General features: G+C 47.2%; 13 protein-coding genes and 3 pseudogenes. 6 read left to right on the forward strand and 10 right to left on the reverse strand.

Annotation, left to right across the window (positions count from 1 at the left end):
* Positions 1–22: 22 nt before the first annotated feature.
* Complete coding sequence (locus tag JGUZn3_RS04200; protein ID WP_238996896.1) at positions 23–637, reverse strand: septal ring lytic transglycosylase RlpA family protein; 615 nt, start codon at positions 635–637, stop codon at positions 23–25.
* Positions 638–1290: 653 nt separating this feature from the next.
* On the opposite strand from JGUZn3_RS04200, the pseudogene JGUZn3_RS04205 reads away from it, so the two are divergent.
* A pseudogene (locus JGUZn3_RS04205) lies at positions 1291–1471 on the forward strand (GTP-binding protein); the annotation flags it as partial.
* A 369-nt stretch (positions 1472–1840) separates the two neighbouring features.
* Here JGUZn3_RS04205 and JGUZn3_RS12305 read toward each other — a convergent pair.
* Positions 1841–2089, reverse strand: a pseudogene (locus tag JGUZn3_RS12305) (TonB-dependent receptor); the annotation flags it as partial.
* 362 nt (positions 2090–2451) lie between these two features.
* Here JGUZn3_RS12305 and aroQ point away from each other — a divergent pair.
* The 3 genes from aroQ to accC are packed head-to-tail and all read left to right on the forward strand — an operon-like array spanning position 2452 to position 4732.
* Positions 2452–2904, forward strand: a complete 453-nt coding sequence (gene aroQ, locus JGUZn3_RS04210; RefSeq protein ID WP_203414450.1) for a type II 3-dehydroquinate dehydratase — start codon at positions 2452–2454, stop codon at positions 2902–2904.
* Positions 2904–3392: an acetyl-CoA carboxylase biotin carboxyl carrier protein gene (locus tag JGUZn3_RS04215; protein WP_203414451.1), complete on the forward strand. Its 489-nt coding sequence runs from the start codon at positions 2904–2906 to the stop codon at positions 3390–3392. Before aroQ ends, JGUZn3_RS04215 begins: the two co-directional genes overlap by 1 nt.
* On the forward strand, positions 3392–4732 hold the full coding sequence (gene accC, locus JGUZn3_RS04220) for an acetyl-CoA carboxylase biotin carboxylase subunit (protein ID WP_203414452.1): 1341 nt from the start codon (positions 3392–3394) through the stop codon (positions 4730–4732). The genes JGUZn3_RS04215 and accC overlap by 1 nt, the downstream gene beginning before the upstream one ends.
* Before the next feature lie 30 nt (positions 4733–4762).
* Here accC and JGUZn3_RS04225 read toward each other — a convergent pair whose 3' ends face one another.
* The 4 genes from JGUZn3_RS04225 to JGUZn3_RS04240 form a co-directional block, all read right to left on the reverse strand.
* Positions 4763–4978 carry a hypothetical protein gene (locus JGUZn3_RS04225; RefSeq protein ID WP_203414453.1) on the reverse strand — a complete coding sequence of 72 codons (216 nt, stop codon included), beginning with the start codon at positions 4976–4978 and terminating at the stop codon, positions 4763–4765.
* A 394-nt stretch (positions 4979–5372) separates the two neighbouring features.
* Positions 5373–5903, reverse strand: coding sequence for an adenine phosphoribosyltransferase (locus tag JGUZn3_RS04230; protein ID WP_203414454.1), 531 nt, complete (start codon positions 5901–5903; stop codon positions 5373–5375).
* A gap of 1822 nt (positions 5904–7725) precedes the next feature.
* Positions 7726–8577, reverse strand: a complete 852-nt coding sequence (locus JGUZn3_RS04235) for an SDR family NAD(P)-dependent oxidoreductase (RefSeq protein WP_203414455.1) — start codon at positions 8575–8577, stop codon at positions 7726–7728.
* Positions 8578–8633: 56 nt separating this feature from the next.
* The gene (locus tag JGUZn3_RS04240) at positions 8634–9710 is read right to left on the reverse strand and encodes an AI-2E family transporter (RefSeq protein WP_408871755.1); all 1077 of its coding nucleotides are present in this window, start codon (positions 9708–9710) and stop codon (positions 8634–8636) included.
* A gap of 147 nt (positions 9711–9857) precedes the next feature.
* On the opposite strand from JGUZn3_RS04240, the gene JGUZn3_RS04245 reads away from it, so the two are divergent.
* A complete protein-coding gene (locus JGUZn3_RS04245) occupies positions 9858–10034 on the forward strand; it encodes a hypothetical protein (protein WP_203414456.1) in 177 nt (58 codons plus the stop codon).
* Between the two features lie 271 nt (positions 10035–10305).
* Here JGUZn3_RS04245 and JGUZn3_RS04250 read toward each other — a convergent pair whose 3' ends face one another.
* The 3 genes and pseudogenes from JGUZn3_RS04250 to JGUZn3_RS04260 all read right to left on the reverse strand — a co-directional run.
* Entirely contained in the window at positions 10306–11223 is a 918-nt protein-coding gene (locus tag JGUZn3_RS04250; protein ID WP_203414457.1) for an ABC transporter ATP-binding protein, read from the reverse strand.
* A gap of 26 nt (positions 11224–11249) precedes the next feature.
* Entirely contained in the window at positions 11250–12086 is an 837-nt protein-coding gene (locus JGUZn3_RS04255) for an ABC transporter permease (RefSeq protein ID WP_203414458.1), read from the reverse strand.
* Positions 12087–12273: 187 nt separating this feature from the next.
* A pseudogene (locus JGUZn3_RS04260) lies at positions 12274–12765 on the reverse strand (translation initiation factor IF-2 N-terminal domain-containing protein); the annotation flags it as partial.
* A gap of 1566 nt (positions 12766–14331) precedes the next feature.
* Here JGUZn3_RS04260 and JGUZn3_RS04265 point away from each other — a divergent pair.
* Positions 14332–15873, forward strand: coding sequence for a lytic transglycosylase domain-containing protein (locus JGUZn3_RS04265; RefSeq protein ID WP_203414459.1), 1542 nt, complete (start codon positions 14332–14334; stop codon positions 15871–15873).
* A gap of 117 nt (positions 15874–15990) precedes the next feature.
* Here the strand turns inward: JGUZn3_RS04265 and JGUZn3_RS04270 are convergent, their stop codons facing one another.
* Positions 15991–17328 (reverse strand): UDP-glucose dehydrogenase family protein, encoded by a 1338-nt coding sequence (locus JGUZn3_RS04270; RefSeq protein ID WP_275402865.1) that lies wholly within the window; start codon positions 17326–17328, stop codon positions 15991–15993.
* Positions 17329–17443: the final 115 nt, after the last annotated feature.

The following is a 17443-nucleotide window of genomic DNA, read 5'->3' on the forward strand; positions in this document are numbered from 1 at the left end:
ATAATCAAAATTTGTGGACAGATTATTTCTGAGGGGCTTCTGCCACTTCCATAGGCATGGATTTGGAATCGATTTTAGAGATCACCACATGCCCTGTCCCTCGGCGTAATATGCCAAGTTTGACAGCGGCGTTGCGGGAAAGGTCAATAATACGGCCACGGATATAGGGCCCACGATCGGTAATGGTTACGATGATGGAGCGCCCTGTATCGGGTGATTGAACCATAACCTTTGTCCCAAAAGGCAGAGTACGGTGGGCTGCTGTAAGCTGCTGACGGCCGTGTGGAAACCTGCCAGTATACCAACTAGCTCCTCCCGTTTGGGACCATTTGGAGTTTTGGACTGCCGTTGAAAGAGCCTCATCTGAATCGGTAGAGGATTCTGTAGGATCGTTAGGAAGAAAATTGTTTGCTTGGGGAGAAGAGAAGTGTTTTTTTACACTTTCTGCCCATGGGGTATGAACGGCAGAACTAGACCCAGCAACGGGGTTGCTGTAAAGGGTTGAGGCGTGCGCATGATGGTGATGAAAGGTTAGGGCAGTTCCCGCAGCAAGTAAGCCAAAAGCAAGGGTTTTACCGGATATTTTTTTATAGACAAGGTGTGCTGCTGAATAAGCTGTTCCGTACCAATTTGTCACTGTTCCATTCACTTGTTCTGTTTATTGTTGGTAATTTAATGCCTTATAAAACAGAAAAAATCAACATAAATATTGAAAAGGTTAATATTGGGGGATGAATTGTTCGTTATTTATGGGGAGTATTATGGAGGAAGGACAGAGAAAACAGTATTTTTTTGGTTTCATAGGAATGTGGAAATATTATGGTTTTTTTATATTAATACTTTGTTACTAAATTTTTATTAGGTGTTTTACTTTACTATTAAAGAAAACAAGACAAATGTTTATAACAGAGAGCATATGGTTTTTTTTAAGAAAATGTATGGTTTTTCAAGAGAACGTAAACGTATAGGTTTTGTTGATCTTGATAGAATAATGCCTCATGAGTTATTGGGTTAACACCACGTCTGCCGCAGCTGTCGTTTGCAAGCTTTTTAGATCTTTCCCATTATCCTACGCTCATGAATGGCTTCAGCAAAACGACTTTATACCCCCCCAGATACCCCCCAGGGTGAAACTATTTCATGTGCAGCAGCGCGTCATACAGTGGATTCATGCCCTATCACGCATAATTTCCCATCCCAGAAAACAATTGCGGCTATTACTCACCCTGCCATAATAAAGGGCCTTCTTTGTGAGGCGTTTCAATTCTCTCTATCTCCAAACTTTCCGGTAGACATTATGCTCACGTTGATTGTCCTGGTCGCTGACTACGTGAAAAATATGATTACGGGTGCTGCGCAGATGGACGGCGCTATTCTGGTGGTTTCTGCTGCAGATGGTCCAATGCCTCAAACGCGTAAACACATTCTTCTGGCCTGTCAGGTGGGGGTTCCTGCTTTAGTGGTCTTTATGGCTCCCCTTTATCCTAGTTTGCGGCTTAGCCTAGCGCCTTATCTTGAAGTTCTTTCTAGGAGGTTATCAGCACTTGAGCCGAGGAGCTTACCGGTAAAAGTACGGGGGTCGTGGTGTGACGGTTATCCGATCCATTAAGGAAATCACTAACACGCTATGAACATAATTCAAACATCATGCCACAGCCTTCAGCGCATAAAAATACGCCCAAAAAATATTCACAATAAAAAACTAATTAAAAATCATAAAAAAAGAAAAGAAAAACATCTCTCAGAAGCAGAGAGAATGCTTGTCTTGTAGACAACGTTATTCTAATAAATCTAAATAATAATGTTGTATAATAGTTTGGCTAGGGGGGAGAGGTCTCCCCTAAAAATGTTGGGATAGGCCTGCGAGAATAGTTCGCCTGAGCCCATATTGGGGAGCACCTACGCCTGTTCCGTCACGGAGTTTATAGGTGTGATCAAGGATATTAATAACATCCAGGCGAATTTGTGTGTTCTTTAGGAAAGATGTGGCGAACAGGTCTTTAAAGGTCTGAACTGCTGAAAAATTAAAGCTCACATAAGCAGGTAAAGAGGAGCCATTAGGAGTAGCACCGTCTTTTCTGAGACCACTACTTATGCAAGACCAAAAGACCGTTAAAGATATTTAAAGATATAAAGGACGTTATGGGGAGCTCTTTAAAAATGAAAAATGATGATTGAGGATGGCAGGGTTGAACCGTTGAGCTTCTCGTTTTAAACAGGTTTGAACGTCTTGTTTTAAAGAGGTTCTGTGTGCTCCCATTAAAGGGATCTTGTTATAAAGCATTGTGGTGTAGGGTGGACATGGCTGGAAAATTGCACGTGAACAAAAATAAACCCTCTTGCCAAACAATTTATTTACGGGAATTCTTACAACAGGATTGAAAAATATTAACGGCGGTCTGTTTTGCACTTGGAAGTCGCCGGCAGACATGATAGGAGCCACATTGGAACATGCTACCTTCTTTAATTGCTGTATTGAATGGCCCTAACCTGAATATGCTGGGGCTACGCCAGCCAGAGGTTTATGGGCGAGCAACGCTGGATGATGTGGAGCAGCTTTGTGCGCAGGCTGCAGAACGGCTTGATGTGGCGATTGATTTTCGCCAAACTAACAGTGAAGGAGAGTTGGTGTCCTGGGTGCAGGAATGTCGAGGGCGTGCTAAGGGAATAGTCATTAACCCGGCGGCATTGACCCACACATCTGTCGCGCTGATGGATGCCCTGCTCTCGGTTGACTTGCCGGTGATAGAGGTGCACTTGTCAAATATTCACCGCAGGGAGGAATTTCGTCACTATTCCTATGTATCGCTCATGGCTACTGGGGTGATATGTGGTTTGGGTATTCGTGGGTATGCTTTGGCCTTAACGGCTATGGCTGATCTTATTTTGGATGAGGAAAATTAATGAGCCACCCGCTCGTAGATGCAGAAACCATTCGTGCTTTGGCCAACGTCCTGACAGAAACAGGGCTTACAGAAATAGAGGTTGAAAACAAATACGGCCGTATCAGGGTTGCGCGCACTTTGGGGCAACCTGGGGGACAGGTGGGTGGTGGGGCTTTCCCTGCTCCTGTCAGTGTACCTGTCGCTGAACCCTCGTCCGCGCCAGCAGCATCGGCAAGCGCTTCAGCCCCCGCTCCAGGGGATTATAGCCATAATACCAACGCCATTACCAGCCCCATGGTAGGGATTGCCTATCTCTCCCCTGATCCTTCCTCTGCACCCTTTGTAAATGAAGGCCAAGAGGTGAAGGAGGGGCAAACCCTCATGCTGATTGAGGCTATGAAAACCTTCAACCAGATTAAATCACCTCGCACGGGGCGGGTTACCAAGGTTTTGGTCACTTCTGGGGCACCGGTGGAGTTTGGCGAAGCTTTGATGATTGTAGAATAATGTTCAACAAGATTCTTATCGCAAATAGGGGCGAGATCGCTCTACGGATATTAAGGGCCTGCCGTGAGTTGGGTATTAAGACTGTAGCCGTACACTCTACAGCCGATTCAGAGGCCATGCATGTGCGGTTGGCTGATGAAAGTGTCTGTATCGGGCCGCCTGCTTCAAAAGAGAGTTATTTGAATGTGGCAGCCATCTTGACAGCAGCGACCATCACCGGGGCAGATGCCATTCACCCTGGCTATGGCTTCCTTTCAGAGAATGCAGCTTTTGCCGAAACAGTGGAGGCCCATGGCATTACCTTTATTGGCCCTACGGCCGAGCATATTCGTGTTATGGGGGATAAAATTGCCGCCAAGGCGGTGATGGGTAAGCTGGGCGTTCCTTTAGTGCCGGGGTCAGATGGGGCTTTGCCTGATTTGGCTCATGCCGTAAAGGTTGCCGAGCATATTGGCTATCCTGTCTTGATTAAGGCAGCAGCTGGCGGTGGGGGGCGTGGCATGAAGGTGGCCCAAACCCCTGCCGAATTGCCAGAGGCCTGGAGCGTGGCCCGAACTGAGGCCCAAGCAGCTTTTGGTAATGCTGAAGTCTATATGGAAAAATATCTTGATAATCCCCGCCATATTGAATTACAGATTCTGGCCGATAATTATGGTCACGTTGTTCATTTTGGCGAACGGGACTGCTCGTTGCAGCGCCGCCACCAGAAGTTGTTGGAGGAGGCAGGCTCCCCCGCTATTACTGAGCAGGAGCGCGATACGATAGGCCATTCTGCAACGGAAGCCTTAAAAGGGTTAGGGTACCGTAATGCCGGCACGCTGGAGTTTTTATACCAAGATGGGCAGTTTTGCTTTATTGAAATGAATACTCGCTTACAGGTCGAGCACCCCGTTACCGAAATGGTCTGCGGGATAGATCTGGTTAAAGAGCAAATCCGCATTGCTGCTGGAGAGCCCCTGGGGTACGAGCAGGAAGATATTGTTTTTAGTGGCCATGCCATTGAATGCCGTATTAATGCGGAAGATCCGGTTAATTTTATGCCGATGCCAGGTGAGGTTACGGTGTTCCACCCCCCAGGGGGGCTCGGTGTACGGATCGATAGTGCCCTTTATACGGGTTATAAGGTCCCCCCTTATTATGATAGTATGGTTGCCAAGCTGATTGTACATGCTCCAAGCCGGCCAGAGGCCATTGCCCGCATGCGGCGGGCCTTGGCTGAATTTGCCATTGGAGGCATAAAAACGGTTATTCCTCTCCATGAAAAGATCCTGAAAGATCCCCAATTTCAGGCCGGTGAGTATTCCATTCATTGGTTAGAGCATTTTGTCGCCAAGGGCTAAAAGGAGCAACGAAGGCATTATTGAATGACTCTAACCTGAACAGGCAATCTGAATAGGCAACTTGAATAGGTTTGGGGCTATACCAGCCAGAGATGTACCGGTGTGGTTAAAGCTGGATGATGAGGAACAGGTTTGTGCGAGACTGTAGCAGGCTGTAGAACGGCTTGATGGGGCGATAGATTTTCGCACTTGAATGGTAATCCCATAAGGATACCTCCAATCTACCCCAAGGATATTTCTAGTCATTCCTTTTTCAGCGAAGAGGGAGCCTCTTTCTTTTAAAAAAATCCCTGCACTTTTCTTTTTCCTGCGTTCTTCTTTTTAAGATCTGTGCTTGTTTAATATTTGTCCCTATGCTTTTTCTTTCAGGCCTTTTGGTTTCCCACCTGGTTTTTATCCATGATCAACCCACCTATGATCAACCCACCTATGATCAATCTACCGATGAGCACTCTAACAGGCACAAGAGAATAGCCCCACGAACTGAATTATTTTTGCAGTGTCCATGGATACAGCCTAAGAGCCTAAGATACAACCTAACGGATAAGCACCATTATTTCTTAATTATTTCTTAGAAAAAATTATCTAAAATGGTGTACGGCTTCAGTGCTGTTTTATCATCTTAATCGTCATATTGTGCTTAATCATCATATTGTAATAAGGAAACCACTTCTGTTTCCAGGGCCTTGCGGCCGTTTAGGGCCATCAGCTCTACCATAACAGCGCAGCCAACCACATCAGCACCAGCCTTTTTCAAAAGAGTTACGGCAGCCTGAAGGGTGCCCCCAGTTGCCAGCAAATCATCGACAACCACAATGCGCTGGTTAGGCGTGATGGCATCGTGCTGAATGTGTAAGCTATCGCTGCCATATTCAAGGTTATAGGAATGGGAAATGGTTTTTCCTGGGAGTTTCCCGGGTTTTCTCAGCATAAGCATCCCACAGCCCAGGCGCGTTGCCAGAGGGGCCGCAGTAAGAAACCCACGGGATTCGATTCCGGCAATAAGGGTGGGGTTCCACTGGCATACCACCGAGGTCATGCGTGCCGTTGCAAGTTGCCAGCCATCGGGGTGTTTTAACAGGCTTGAGATATCATAAAACAGGATACCAGGTTTGGGAAAATCCGGTATTTCGCGGATATATTGTTTAAGATCAATAGGGGGAGGGTTCATGGTAAGGCCCCTGTTAGAGGTGAGTACAGAAAGCAGAGTTATCGCCCAAAAAATTGGGATAGGCAAGAGGAGGAGATATGGGTGGGCGGTTTTTATGGGGGGAAGGTTCGTTTTCCTTTTTTGGTCATCTTTTTGGGGCCATAAAGATTATTGACCATGAATGTTATTGATGAGGAAAAAAATCGAGACCTTATGGAATGGGTTGGAATGAAGAGTTTAGAATCCTGGGTCATCAAATCACTGTTTTTTCGTTGGCGTTGGCGTATGCGAGGCTCATTGAGAGGGGGCTTGGATGTTAGGCTGGCAGTAGTTTTATTTCTTCACGAGCTAAAGGGCGTTTTTTGGGAATCTGTACCCTTTTTGTTGTAGCGTATTTTGTTATAGCGTAAGAGCAGATTTTCTGCTCTCCGCGGCAGTCTTAGCGTTTTTGTATGACAGAAATTGACAAAACGCTTCATCCCAAACTTAAAAGCTGCTTACCGCATGGGAAAAGACCAAACTTACACCTGATGTTGAAAAAAATGCTCATTGAGTTGGCAAACACCCTCACCGATCAGAGCTATTCCAAACAGCTGACCCCAAAAAGATCCTTAAAGCCTATCATTGGATTGAGGACGAGACATCGCCTAAGCATAATAATGAAGAAGATCATAATAATGAAGAAAGTGACAATAGGAGCGAGCGAACCATGCGCCAAGAAACTATGAACCCAGGAAACTATGAATCCAGGAAACCATAAGGCCAGCAAACTATAAGCCCAGAAACCATAAGACCAAGATATGGGTAGCGAGAATGTGTTGCAGTGTGTAAAGGGAATGGCAGCTTTTGGGGAAAATGCTGTTCTTCTGGAATGAGTAAGTTTTGAGGGTGGCTTTTTTATCCCATCGGGTTATGTTCTTCTGTGGCTGTGGCTATTTTGTCTTCTAAGGTGGAAAAATTCACCTGACATGGGGGGATGTAGCAATTCATTACGTGGTAACCAAACTCCATTGGCTCCCACCACATGGCTATTACAGGCAGTAGTAAGAAGGCTCCTTATACTATTTCTTCTACGACAAGCACATCATCTGCCTTACAGGATGGAGTGAAATAAAAATCTTTAAAACTATAGCTTTTTTGTTCACGCAACATGGCCTCAAAAGGGACAAATGCTGCTTTCGTACAGGCAGATGATATTGTAAAAACATCCGTCTCTTAAAGATTTGTCTCATCGCGTTATAAATCGTAACAGATCATCCTTCATTCCCTTTCCCCTGGGAGGGAGGCCTTCTCCAAGACGGCCTCAGGAATAGTCCGACCACCTTCTTGAAAGGGGATTAGGCCCGTAAGTGCTGAAAGCCCACTCCAGAAATAGGCCTAAATGATAGGGTTCCCTTTTCCATACGCCATTATTTTGGAGATATCCTGAAAGATTCTTACAGATGTCATTGGTAAGACAGATGTCATCTGTAAGAGTTCCTGCCACGGTTGGCAGACAGGGGTTGTATGGCGCCTTCATTCTATAGGGCTTCAACAGCTTTCTTGCATTTGGGGAAAGAGTTTACAAATAGATGCTGAGGCTGATAGGGTTTTTGGGGTCGGTCCTCCATGGTTTGGGTTCAGCTTTAGCCCTTTCAGAATAGTTTGAGCAGCTATAAGCAGGAAGCAGGGATAGGAAAATGGAATTTATGGGCAGGCTGCAAGCTTGTGCGTATTTACGGAGAATGCAGCTATATTTTGCTTCCTACGGGAAAGATAAAAAATATGGGGAGTATAAAAAGAATCAAAAAGTAAAATGGCGGTCAGGTGGATTGGACAATAAAAAAGGTCCATAAAATTAAAATCAGGCCTGAGGTGGGCGTATTGTGCGCATTTTACGCATATATTTTTTCATCCCCCTTTTCCCCCAATATTCCAAAAAAGGCATAAGGGGTGGAACCAGGGCGGGGAAACTTAAAGCCAGTCGAGCCCCAATCCCATCAAGAGTGGGAATATAATATTCAAGCTTGCCCTGGCGCAGAGCTTTGAGCACCAAAAGGGCCACTTGCTCTGGGGTTAAGGGGGCGGCTAAAAAGTTCAGGGGAGTTCCTCCCTCTTGGGCTTCTTTAAACAGCATATCGGTATCGATCGCACCGGGGAAGATGGAGGAGACACGAATCTGTCTGGCTTGCATTTCCTGTGCAAGGGAAAGGGCATAGCCCCGCAGGCCAAACTTGGTGGCACTGTAGGCAGCACTGCCCTTTAGAGGCATAATGCCCCCAATAGAGTTAATGAAGAGAATTTTCCCCTTTGGAGCAATATGGGGGAGAAAAGCCTGAGTGAGCTGCAGCGGGGTTGTAAAATTGACGTTGATCTGTCGGTCATGTTCCTCAGCTGTTAACGTTTCTGCTGGCCCTGGGGTGATGGTGCCGGCATTGTTAATCAGTAGGGAGATATGTCCCCATTGGCTGGTGATAGCTGTTACAAGTCGGGAGGCGGCCTCTTTTTCAGCAAGATCTTGCAGGAAAAGGCTTGTCTGCTCGGGGAACTGGGCATGGAGGGCCTCAAGCTTTTGTGGGTTTCTACCGATAAGGCCTACATGGTATCCTTCAGCGATGAGGAGGGGAACAAGGGCATGGCCTACACCGCCGGTTGCCCCACTCAGTACAGCCTTTTTAGGGTGGGTTTTTGGGGTTTTGTTAAAAACACTGGTCATAAGGGCTTCTGTTTGCAAGGGTAAGGGGGAAAGGGCGTGCTTAAAGGAGGGAGGGCTTAAAGTTTTTCTTCTTCTGTCAGAGGGGGGGTGGCTTTATCTCCCACCGCGAGGAAAAGAGCAGTCAAAGGGGTTGCAAGAATAAGGCCCGGAATGCCCAGGATGGTGCCAAAAATTGTCTGTGAGAGGATAGTAATGCCAGGTGGCATGTGAACAGCATGGCGTTGGATAATGGGAGCAAGAATGTTTCCCTCTACAAACTGAATGACCATATAGAGGAGCAGTACAAAAATTCCTTCCTGGGTGCTTTGGGAAAGGCCGATAATGACCGCAGGAATTGCCCCGATAATGGCTCCGATATAGGGGATAAAATTGGCAAGCCCTGCCACCACGCCCAGGGCAAAGGCCAGGGGCACGTTTAAAAACCATAAACCCATGGCTGAAAATATGCCAACCACCAGCATGTCCAGGGATTGCCCTGCTGTCCAGGCCCAAAGGGTTTTCCCCGAAGCTTCCAGGTATTTGCGGGCTTCCATACGGTAAGGTTTTGAGACCAGGCGAAGGATCCCATTGGTATAAGTACTGGGGCTGAGGGCGAAATATAACCCCGCCATCAATATAACTGCAAGCGTGCCTAAGGTACCAAAGGCCGAGCTGATGATCCCGCTCATAGAGCCAGCCAGCCGAATACCCATCATCCCTTCATTGCCATGTTCAATGCGGTTTCCCCCCAAGGAGCGAGGAAGGTGATTCAACAACATGTTTCCTAAGGGGGAGGTATGAAGGGTTTCACGCAGATGGGCCGCCTGAGTGGTAAGGGCTGTACGAAGACGAATGGCCTGCTCGCCGATTTCTGGCCCACTAAACCAGATCAGGCTGCTCAGAGCAACCATCAGTAAAACAACAACACATGTAAGGGCTAGCCAGTAAGGCAAGGGGATAAATTTTTGAAATTTGCGGGTAAGGCCACAAAGAATAACGGCCACCAGCGTTGAGGCAAACAGCACCATGAGAATATCGCCGATGAGCCATATGGCCAGCAGGCAGAAGGCAGCGATAAGGGCAAATTGAAGAGTGCTGGAGATCTTTTTTAAGGAGAAGCCAGCCGGTAGCTTGGGAGACGATGGAGAATTCAAGGATAATCCCTTAATCAGCAAGTGAAAGCATAAAAAAATTAACCCAATAGCAATAAGGTTTTTTTTGCAAGTCAAGATTTTGCAAGTCAAGATAACGAGAATAAAATATTTTTTCTACTCTGCACATAGTCCTGCATACAGTTAACTATGAGAACCTTCCATATTGGGGGAACAGCTCAGCGTGGTGCGGAGCAATCTATGGTTGAAGCCTCTCATGATGGTGTCATAGAAATCCGCAATCGTAACATCGTTCATAATAGTCAGAATATGCCTATTATTATGTCTTGTAACTGTTCTCTTTTTAGGGGGGTAAGGGGGGCTTAGGGCTTTGAGCAACATGCTCAATTTATTTTGAGAAACATACTCATTTATATTGCCAGCGGGCCTCAAAAAGTTTTTCTTTCCTTCATGATCTTCATGATCTTCATGATCTTCATGATCTTCATGATCTTCATGATCTTCATGATCTTCATGAGGCTTTTTATGCCCTTATGGGAGTGGGTCCTTTCATCTATAGGGTTTGATTGATGACCTTGAAGGTTTTTTGGGTAGCCGGTGGGCGGGCTCTGCGAACCACAATCCTTCCTATTCTGGCCTATTCTGGTATGAGGTCCTCTGGTGTGGGTTCGGTATTGGCTGTGGAGGGTTGGGAGGCGCGTAGCCAGGGGAGCTCCTGCTCAAGCGATGAGCCCACACTTTCCAGATAGGCAGCAAGAACCGTTGGCGCATCTCCATCCATTCGTAATTCCCCCTTTTCCAGCCAGAAAATGCGGGTGCACCATTGGTAGAGAATGCTAATGGCATGGGTGGTTAAAACCAGGATTTCTGCCGATTGTACTATGTTCTCAAGCCGAATACGGGCTTTTTCTTGAAAGTTGGCATCTCCCGCCATAAACCATTCATCCATAAGCAGAATCTGCGGTGTGCTGGCCGTAATTAGGCCAAAACCCACCCGCATTATCATACCCGAGGAATAAAGCCGTAGGGGAAGATCAAAAAACTCTCCCAGATCGGCAAATTGCTCGACATTCTCTTCCAGCTGTTTTTCCTCAGCAGGGATAAGCTTGTGTTGGCGGGCCCAGAGGTGAATATTCTCTCGTCCGCTGAGCTGCATGTTCATCCCCGCTGTGGCGTCGAGCAGGGCGCTGATCTTTCCTTCAACGGCGACTGCGCCTGGGTTTCCCTCATAAATGCCCGCAAGAACCTTCAATAAGGTGGATTTACCAGCCCCATTATGCCCCACAAGGCCCACGCGTTCTTGCGGGGCGATATGAAAGGAGAGGTCTTTAAGGGCCTGCACCGTGAGATATTGCGTATTGCCGTTGGTTTTTACCGTAATCTGGCCGCCTGTTCTATTCCTGTTACTAAACGCATTTGAAAGGAGAGAATTCTTGGCTTTTTGAAAGAGCGTTTTTTTAAGGGATTTGGCTTCCCCATGGTAAATGGGAAACTCAAGGGAAAGAGCGTTAACAAGAATGCTGGCCTGAGGGGGGGGAAGAGGTTTGCTCTGCATAAAGGATCAAGGAGACAGTTTAAGGGTTATAGCCAAAAAATGAGCCGGGCACGGGATATTTTAAAGGTCATCCAGGCCATAACCCATAAGAGCAGGCTGAACAGGAGGGCAGAAAGCCAGATATCCCATTTGGGTTGTGTGCTCAGCAATGGCCCACGAACAATTTCTAAAAGGGAGAAGAAAGGGTTAAAAGGTAGCCACCACCCTTTACTGCCCAGCTGGGTTGGGGTCCAGATGATGGGGGTAACATAAAAGGCCAGTTGCAACAAGGTGTTAACAATTGGGGGGATATCGCGGAAGCGACTGCAGATGCAGCCTAAAAACAAGCATAGGGCCAGCCCGTCAAGGGTCCATAGAAAAAAGGCTGGCAGGCAATAAAGGGCATTTAACCCTGGCCAGACTCCCACATAGGCAAATACAGCCAAGGGCACAATAATATTATGCAGGAAAACAATAATGTTTCGCCACACTGTACGCAGGGCCTGCACAAAAAAAGGCAGCTTGATGGAGCGTATTGTATGCTCGGCCTCAGTAAAGCAGGTGCAGGCCTCGCTAATCATGCAGGCAATGCCTGTTTGCCATAAAATAAGGGAAATAGCGAGGAAGGGCAGGTAGTCGTGTAAGTTGAGCCGAAAGAGATGGCTATAGATAAACCCCATGGAAATAACCATGGAAGCCGTTGTCAGTGTTAACCAGAGTGGCCCGAGGGCCGAGCCTCTGTAGCGAAGTTTGATGTCTAGCCACCCGAGGGAGAAAGCCAGCTTCCATAGGGCTAAGCCGTTTTTTATATCTGTCCATCCCTGTTTGGTCGGGGAGGGGGGAGGAAAAGACGAAGGACGAAATGAGGAAGACGAAAGGGACATGCCAGAAGGTCAGTCAGTTAGAGAGTGAGTATAGGGGGGTTAAGCAAATTTTAAACTTTATTAAACTTAAATGGCGTTTGTTTGTAGACCCTACCATAAAAAAACAGAAATTTTCTAGCTTTGCAGCGGGAAAATCAGGAAGAAAGGGAAATAAACGGGAACTTACCATGCCAAAGAAATAGAAAAACCCTTCTTCCCCTGCTACAACATCGGTTGTCCGCAAGGCATCCAAAAGTGAGGTTTTTCCATGGTCAACATGGCCCATAATGGTAATGACAGGAGGGCGTTTCTTGAGCTGATCAGGGGTATCTTCAATCCCCTCAATCCCGATTTCCACGTCACTCTCAGCCACCCGACGAACCCGATGGCCAAATTCTTCTACCACGAGCTCTGCAGTATCGGCATCAATAATTTGTGGCCCTGTCGCCATGACCCCCATCTTCATAAGGGCTTTAATAACCTCACCCTGGCGAGCAGCCATACGGTTAGCCAACTCTTGAATAGTAATTGTCTCAGGTAAAACCACCTCACGAACCACACGAACCTGATCGGAGCGTAACCTTTCCAGCTCAGCCTGGCGACGCTCACGCTCCCTTTGCCTGCGAACCGAGGCCAGAGAACGCGTCTTGTCATCATCTCCATCAATAGCAGCCTGCACATCTATACGACCCAGGCGTTTCCCCTCACCACTCCGGCGTGCTTATTGCGTGGGTTTTTCTTATCAAGGGCCTTAATTTTTCAGGCTCTATTTTATCATACGCTCTATCCTATCATGTACGGAAAGGCTCAAGGGATCCCTTCATTCTTGTTTCCTTTGTACCTGTTGGGTATCGGGGTATGGTTTTGCCTTCTTTAAGCCCGGACTTTTAAAGCCTAGGCTTTTTAAGTTCAGACTCTTCAAACTTAGACTCTTTAAGCTCAAGCTTTTTGCGTTCAGGCTCTTCAAGCCCGGACTCTTCAAATCTAGATTCTTCAAACTTAGAATGGGTGATGACGGAGAAGGGTTTATTAAAAAATAAACGCTATCTACAAAATCTACAAAAAGGTTGGGCAGTAACCAAAAATATATTGAGCTTCAAAAGAAAAAGCCAAAAGAAAAAAAGAGAGTAATCTCGTCAAATGCCGTAAATGCGTGGGTTTGTTCTTCACGCTTGGCTGTTAGGTCGGTGTTGCTGTTTTGGTGGGTAGGTCTCCATGATGGCAGGCCTGCATAAGGTGGACTAGGTCGATTGATAATCCAAAGTTTTTGGAGCTGGTTGCAATGGTAATTCGTGCGCTACTCTCTATCTCATCAGGGACAAAATCTAATTAGGGCCAAAATATTTTGAAATGACATGTTTTGAAATAACTGAAAGGTTGACGGTATGGTCTTTCATTTTTTGGTTGGGTCTTTGTTTGTACAACCCTGATAATGGTCTGCCCGGCGTAATCTGCAAGAATGGCTGCACCGTAATTGCCGTGGTCTTTTTATAAGGTGGGTTTATAAAGTAGGGCTTTTTATACAATCATCCTGTTAGGATAAGGATGCCGGAGGGGATAGGGTCGTGCCTGTCTTTCAGTTGGGCCCTATCTTTCAGTCTGGCCTGTCTTTCACATAGAGGAGGCCCAATAGAGGTCTCGTTTGAAGAAAAATAGGGTGTTAGAGAGGTATAGAGGGAGACATAGAAATTCCAAATTTTGTTGGGTTTTACGGGCTGTTATGAAGAAATCCTTTGAATTTTTTAGAGTATTCGCAATTTCTAGAGTCTTTGTAAGAGGGAGCATAAGGGATAAAGAGGACAGTGTTTGCTCGGAAGTCGAAAGAAAAAGAATGAGGAAGTCCCAAAAGCAGGTCCGTTACGATAGGCTGTTGTTAAGAGGGCCAAAAAATATGGAGAAGTTTCCTTATAAATTACGGCTCTTTTTTACATTGCGGCCCCTCCTTTACATTGCGGTATTGATAAGCGTTTTTCTCTAGTGTGGCTACGGGTATAGGCTGTTTTTTGGGATGAGTGTCTCTTCTCTCCTCATAGCCGTGGTGGACAATGTACACTGGAAACAATGCACACTGGAAAATGTACAACAGTAAAAAAAATATTTTTAGTTTTTTATACTTTTTTTAGGCGTTTTTCTGGTATAGTTTACTTATCAAGAAAAGTCATAATGTAAATAAAGTCCATCGTTGGTTTCCATAGTTGGTTTTTGGCACGGCCCCTCTCAAGGGCAGTAGTGCTATGGAGGCCGTAACACAAGGTAGTTTACCGTCATGCCACTGGGTGTTCCTTTTTCTCCCTCTTTCAAAGATAAAAACCGTACTGTGGGAAGCCTTCTTATCAGATCAGCGGAACGCAAGACACGGGCAGTGGTTTTACGTGGAGGGATAGCCTTGGGGGGGCTGGCGTTTCTGGCAGCCTGTGCCGATACAGCACCTGCACCATCGGGTATTCCTGCCGCTCAGGAGGCTGCTAATTACCGTGCTCGTGCCCGTTCCTATTATGCCCCTCCTGGCCCTCCTGAAGATCCGTGGGGGCCTTATATTGTAGAGGCATCCCAACGGTTTGATGTGCCAGAGGAGTGGATTCGTGCTGTCATCCAGCAGGAGTCTGGCGGCAGGCTTTACCATAATGGGGAACTTGTTACCTCGGGGCCTGGGGCCATGGGGCTGATGCAACTTATGCCCCCCACTTACGATGAAATGCGCGCCCAATATTCTTTAGGTGATGATCCTTATGACCCCCATAATAATATTATGGCAGGTACAGCTTATGTTCGCCAGATGTATGATATTTACGGCACCCCTGGGTTTTTGGCTGCCTATAATGGTGGCCCCGGCAGGTTGGATGATTTTTTGACGCATAACCGTGGGCTTCCCCGGGAAACACGGCGGTATGTGGCCAGTATTGGCCGGCAAATTGCGGGGATTTATCCTAAGAATCGCTCCCAGGCCGATTTAATGGTCAGCAGCCATGAAAGTGGTGTGCCTGTTGATGGGACGGCTTATGCCTCTGCAGCTGTTCCAGGCTCTCATATAGGCTCTCGGGCAAGCTATAGTACGGGCTCGGCCAGTTCTGTCAGGAATGCTTGGGCACAGCGGATGAATGGCAGCCAACCCGTGCAGATGGCTGCAGCGCCCGAAGATGCAGACGATGATGATGCCTCGACCAGAAGGGCCGCAAACAGTCAGGTCGCGTTTGCACCGCAACCTGCCTCTGATTCTTCCAGTTCGGGTATAGAAACCCCCGATCAGGTGAGCCAGGCTTGGGCACAAAGGGGATTTAGTCAGGTTGCACCGGTTCCGGCCTCTGCCGGGGTTTATAATACCAACACCTACCAACCAGACTCTTACGGGGACGCTGATGGAACATATCAAGCACCCCCCATTGCGGCTCCTACGCCTTATTCTTCGCTTACCCCTGTTTATACTCCCTATCAAACCCATAGCCGCAAAACGGCTTATACCGCACGCCAGGCGTCTACTGGCATGCATGTTCAACATGCTAGCTTGCACAAGCCGGCCCAGCCTTCTTCATTAACCTTTGCTGCTGCTCCCCATAGGGCAGCACAGTCAGGCAGTGGTATATGGGCTATTCAGGTGGGGGCTTTCAGTTCTGCCCAATTGGCTTCTAAGGCTGCAGGGTCAGCCCGTTCCCGCACAGGGGTTAAAGCTGTTGCGCAAACCCCCGCTGTAACAGCTCATGGGGGGCGGGTTTATCGGGCACGGTTAACGGGGCTTTCGCGTGAACAAGCCCAAAAAGCCTGTCAGACTTTAAGCCATTGTATGGTGATTGCCCCTGGTAAAAATCTGTAACTGCATTTAGGCTTTTTCATAAAGGGGAAAGTTTTTTCAGGCATGAGTAAAAAGTCAAAATGAGTAAAAAACCAGCTAAGATCTAGCTGGTTTTTTTGTGGAAAATAGAGGTTGGGCCTAGGGGAGCGGGGCAAGGCTCAGGTCTGCCCTGCCTACGGAGTAGTATTGTAGTCCAACCTCGATCATGGTTTTGGGATCAAAGATATTTCTCAGATCAATGATTATTTTCCCTCGCATGTGGGTTTTCAGGAATTCTGGTGGTAAGGCCCGGAATTCGTTCCACTCTGTTAATATCACCACAGCATCAGCCTGGGTCAGGGCTTCGGTAACGTTACTGCAATACCGAACCGTATGAGGAAGGAGAGGGCGGGCTGTTTCCATCCCTACGGGATCGAAAGCCTGGATATGTGCTCCTTCATCATCCAGGCGCTGGAGGATGGATAGGGAAGGGGCATCGCGCATATCATCTGTTTCGGGTTTGAACGTCAATCCTAAAATAGCTAGTGTTTTGTTTTTGACCGATCCCCCACAATGGGCAATAATGCGCGAAGCCATGTTGGTTTTTCGGGTTTCGTTAACCTTAATGGTGGCTTCTACCAAACGAGAGGGAGCCTGGTGCTCTTCAGCAATGTGCATGAGGGCCATCGTATCTTTTGGGAAGCAAGAACCGCCAAACCCAGGGCCAGGATGAAGGAATTTTTGGCCAATGCGTTTATCCAGCCCCATCCCTCTGGCCACGTCATGAACATTGGCCCCGACTTTATCACAGAGATCGGCCATTTCATTAATAAAAGAAATCTTCATGGCTAGGAAGGAATTGGAAGCATATTTGGTCAGTTCTGCACTTTCCAGGTTGGTAAAAAGAATGGGCACTTCAATAAGGGAGAGAGGGCGATAAATAGTGCGTAAAATAGCCTGCACATTTTGTGAGCGCTCAGGCTGGGCGGTATCGGTGCCAACAATAATACGGTCTGGCCGCATAAAGTCCCCAATAGCGTTTCCTTCACGGAGGAATTCTGGATTCGAAGCGATATCAAAATCAAGTTTGGGGTTTTTCTGGCGAATCCGCTCGGCAATTTTACGGCTTGTTCCCAAGGGCACGGTCGATTTGGTAATGATAACCGTATAATCGGTAAGGGATTGGGCTATTTCATCTGCAGCCTTGTAGACATATTGAAGGTCAGCATGGCCATCGCCATTACGGGGTGGGGTGCCAACGGCTATAAATACGGCTTGAACATCGCTGATTGCCGCAGCGATGTTGTTTCCAAAAGAGAGCCTGCCGGCCCGCATATTGGTATTTACAAGAGTATCAAGCCCGGGTTCGTAAATGGGAATTTCCCCATTTTGTAGGGCATATAACCGTTGGGGGTTATTTTCTACAACGTGAACCTCGTGGCCGAACTCTGAAAAGCAGGCCGCAGAAACCAGCCCGACATATCCACCACCAATCATTGCAATACGCACAGTATGAAAGCTCCTGAACTGGGAACAGATGGGATTTTACATTTCATGAATACTGTGGTGGTGAACTTCTGCCAAGCCCTTTACAGGGATAAAGGGCATAAAA

Origin of the sequence: Entomobacter blattae, from assembly GCF_014672835.1 — a bacterium.
Classification (GTDB): Bacteria; Pseudomonadota; Alphaproteobacteria; order Acetobacterales; family Acetobacteraceae; genus Entomobacter; species Entomobacter blattae.

Coding starts and splice junctions, on each gene's coding strand:
- JGUZn3_RS04225 (WP_203414453.1), bottom strand. CDS start 4,978: ATGACTAGAAATATCCTTGGGGTAGATTGGAGGTATCCTTATGGGATT.
- JGUZn3_RS04250 (WP_203414457.1), bottom strand. CDS start 11,223: ATGCAGAGCAAACCTCTTCCCCCCCCTCAGGCCAGCATTCTTGTTAAC.
- aroQ (WP_203414450.1), top strand. CDS start 2,452: ATGCTACCTTCTTTAATTGCTGTATTGAATGGCCCTAACCTGAATATG.
- JGUZn3_RS04215 (WP_203414451.1), top strand. CDS start 2,904: ATGAGCCACCCGCTCGTAGATGCAGAAACCATTCGTGCTTTGGCCAAC.
- JGUZn3_RS04255 (WP_203414458.1), bottom strand. CDS start 12,086: ATGTCCCTTTCGTCTTCCTCATTTCGTCCTTCGTCTTTTCCTCCCCCC.
- accC (WP_203414452.1), top strand. CDS start 3,392: ATGTTCAACAAGATTCTTATCGCAAATAGGGGCGAGATCGCTCTACGG.
- JGUZn3_RS04230 (WP_203414454.1), bottom strand. CDS start 5,903: ATGAACCCTCCCCCTATTGATCTTAAACAATATATCCGCGAAATACCG.
- JGUZn3_RS04235 (WP_203414455.1), bottom strand. CDS start 8,577: ATGACCAGTGTTTTTAACAAAACCCCAAAAACCCACCCTAAAAAGGCT.
- JGUZn3_RS04270 (WP_275402865.1), bottom strand. CDS start 17,328: ATGATTGGTGGTGGATATGTCGGGCTGGTTTCTGCGGCCTGCTTTTCA.
- JGUZn3_RS04265 (WP_203414459.1), top strand. CDS start 14,332: ATGCCACTGGGTGTTCCTTTTTCTCCCTCTTTCAAAGATAAAAACCGT.
- JGUZn3_RS04245 (WP_203414456.1), top strand. CDS start 9,858: ATGAGAACCTTCCATATTGGGGGAACAGCTCAGCGTGGTGCGGAGCAA.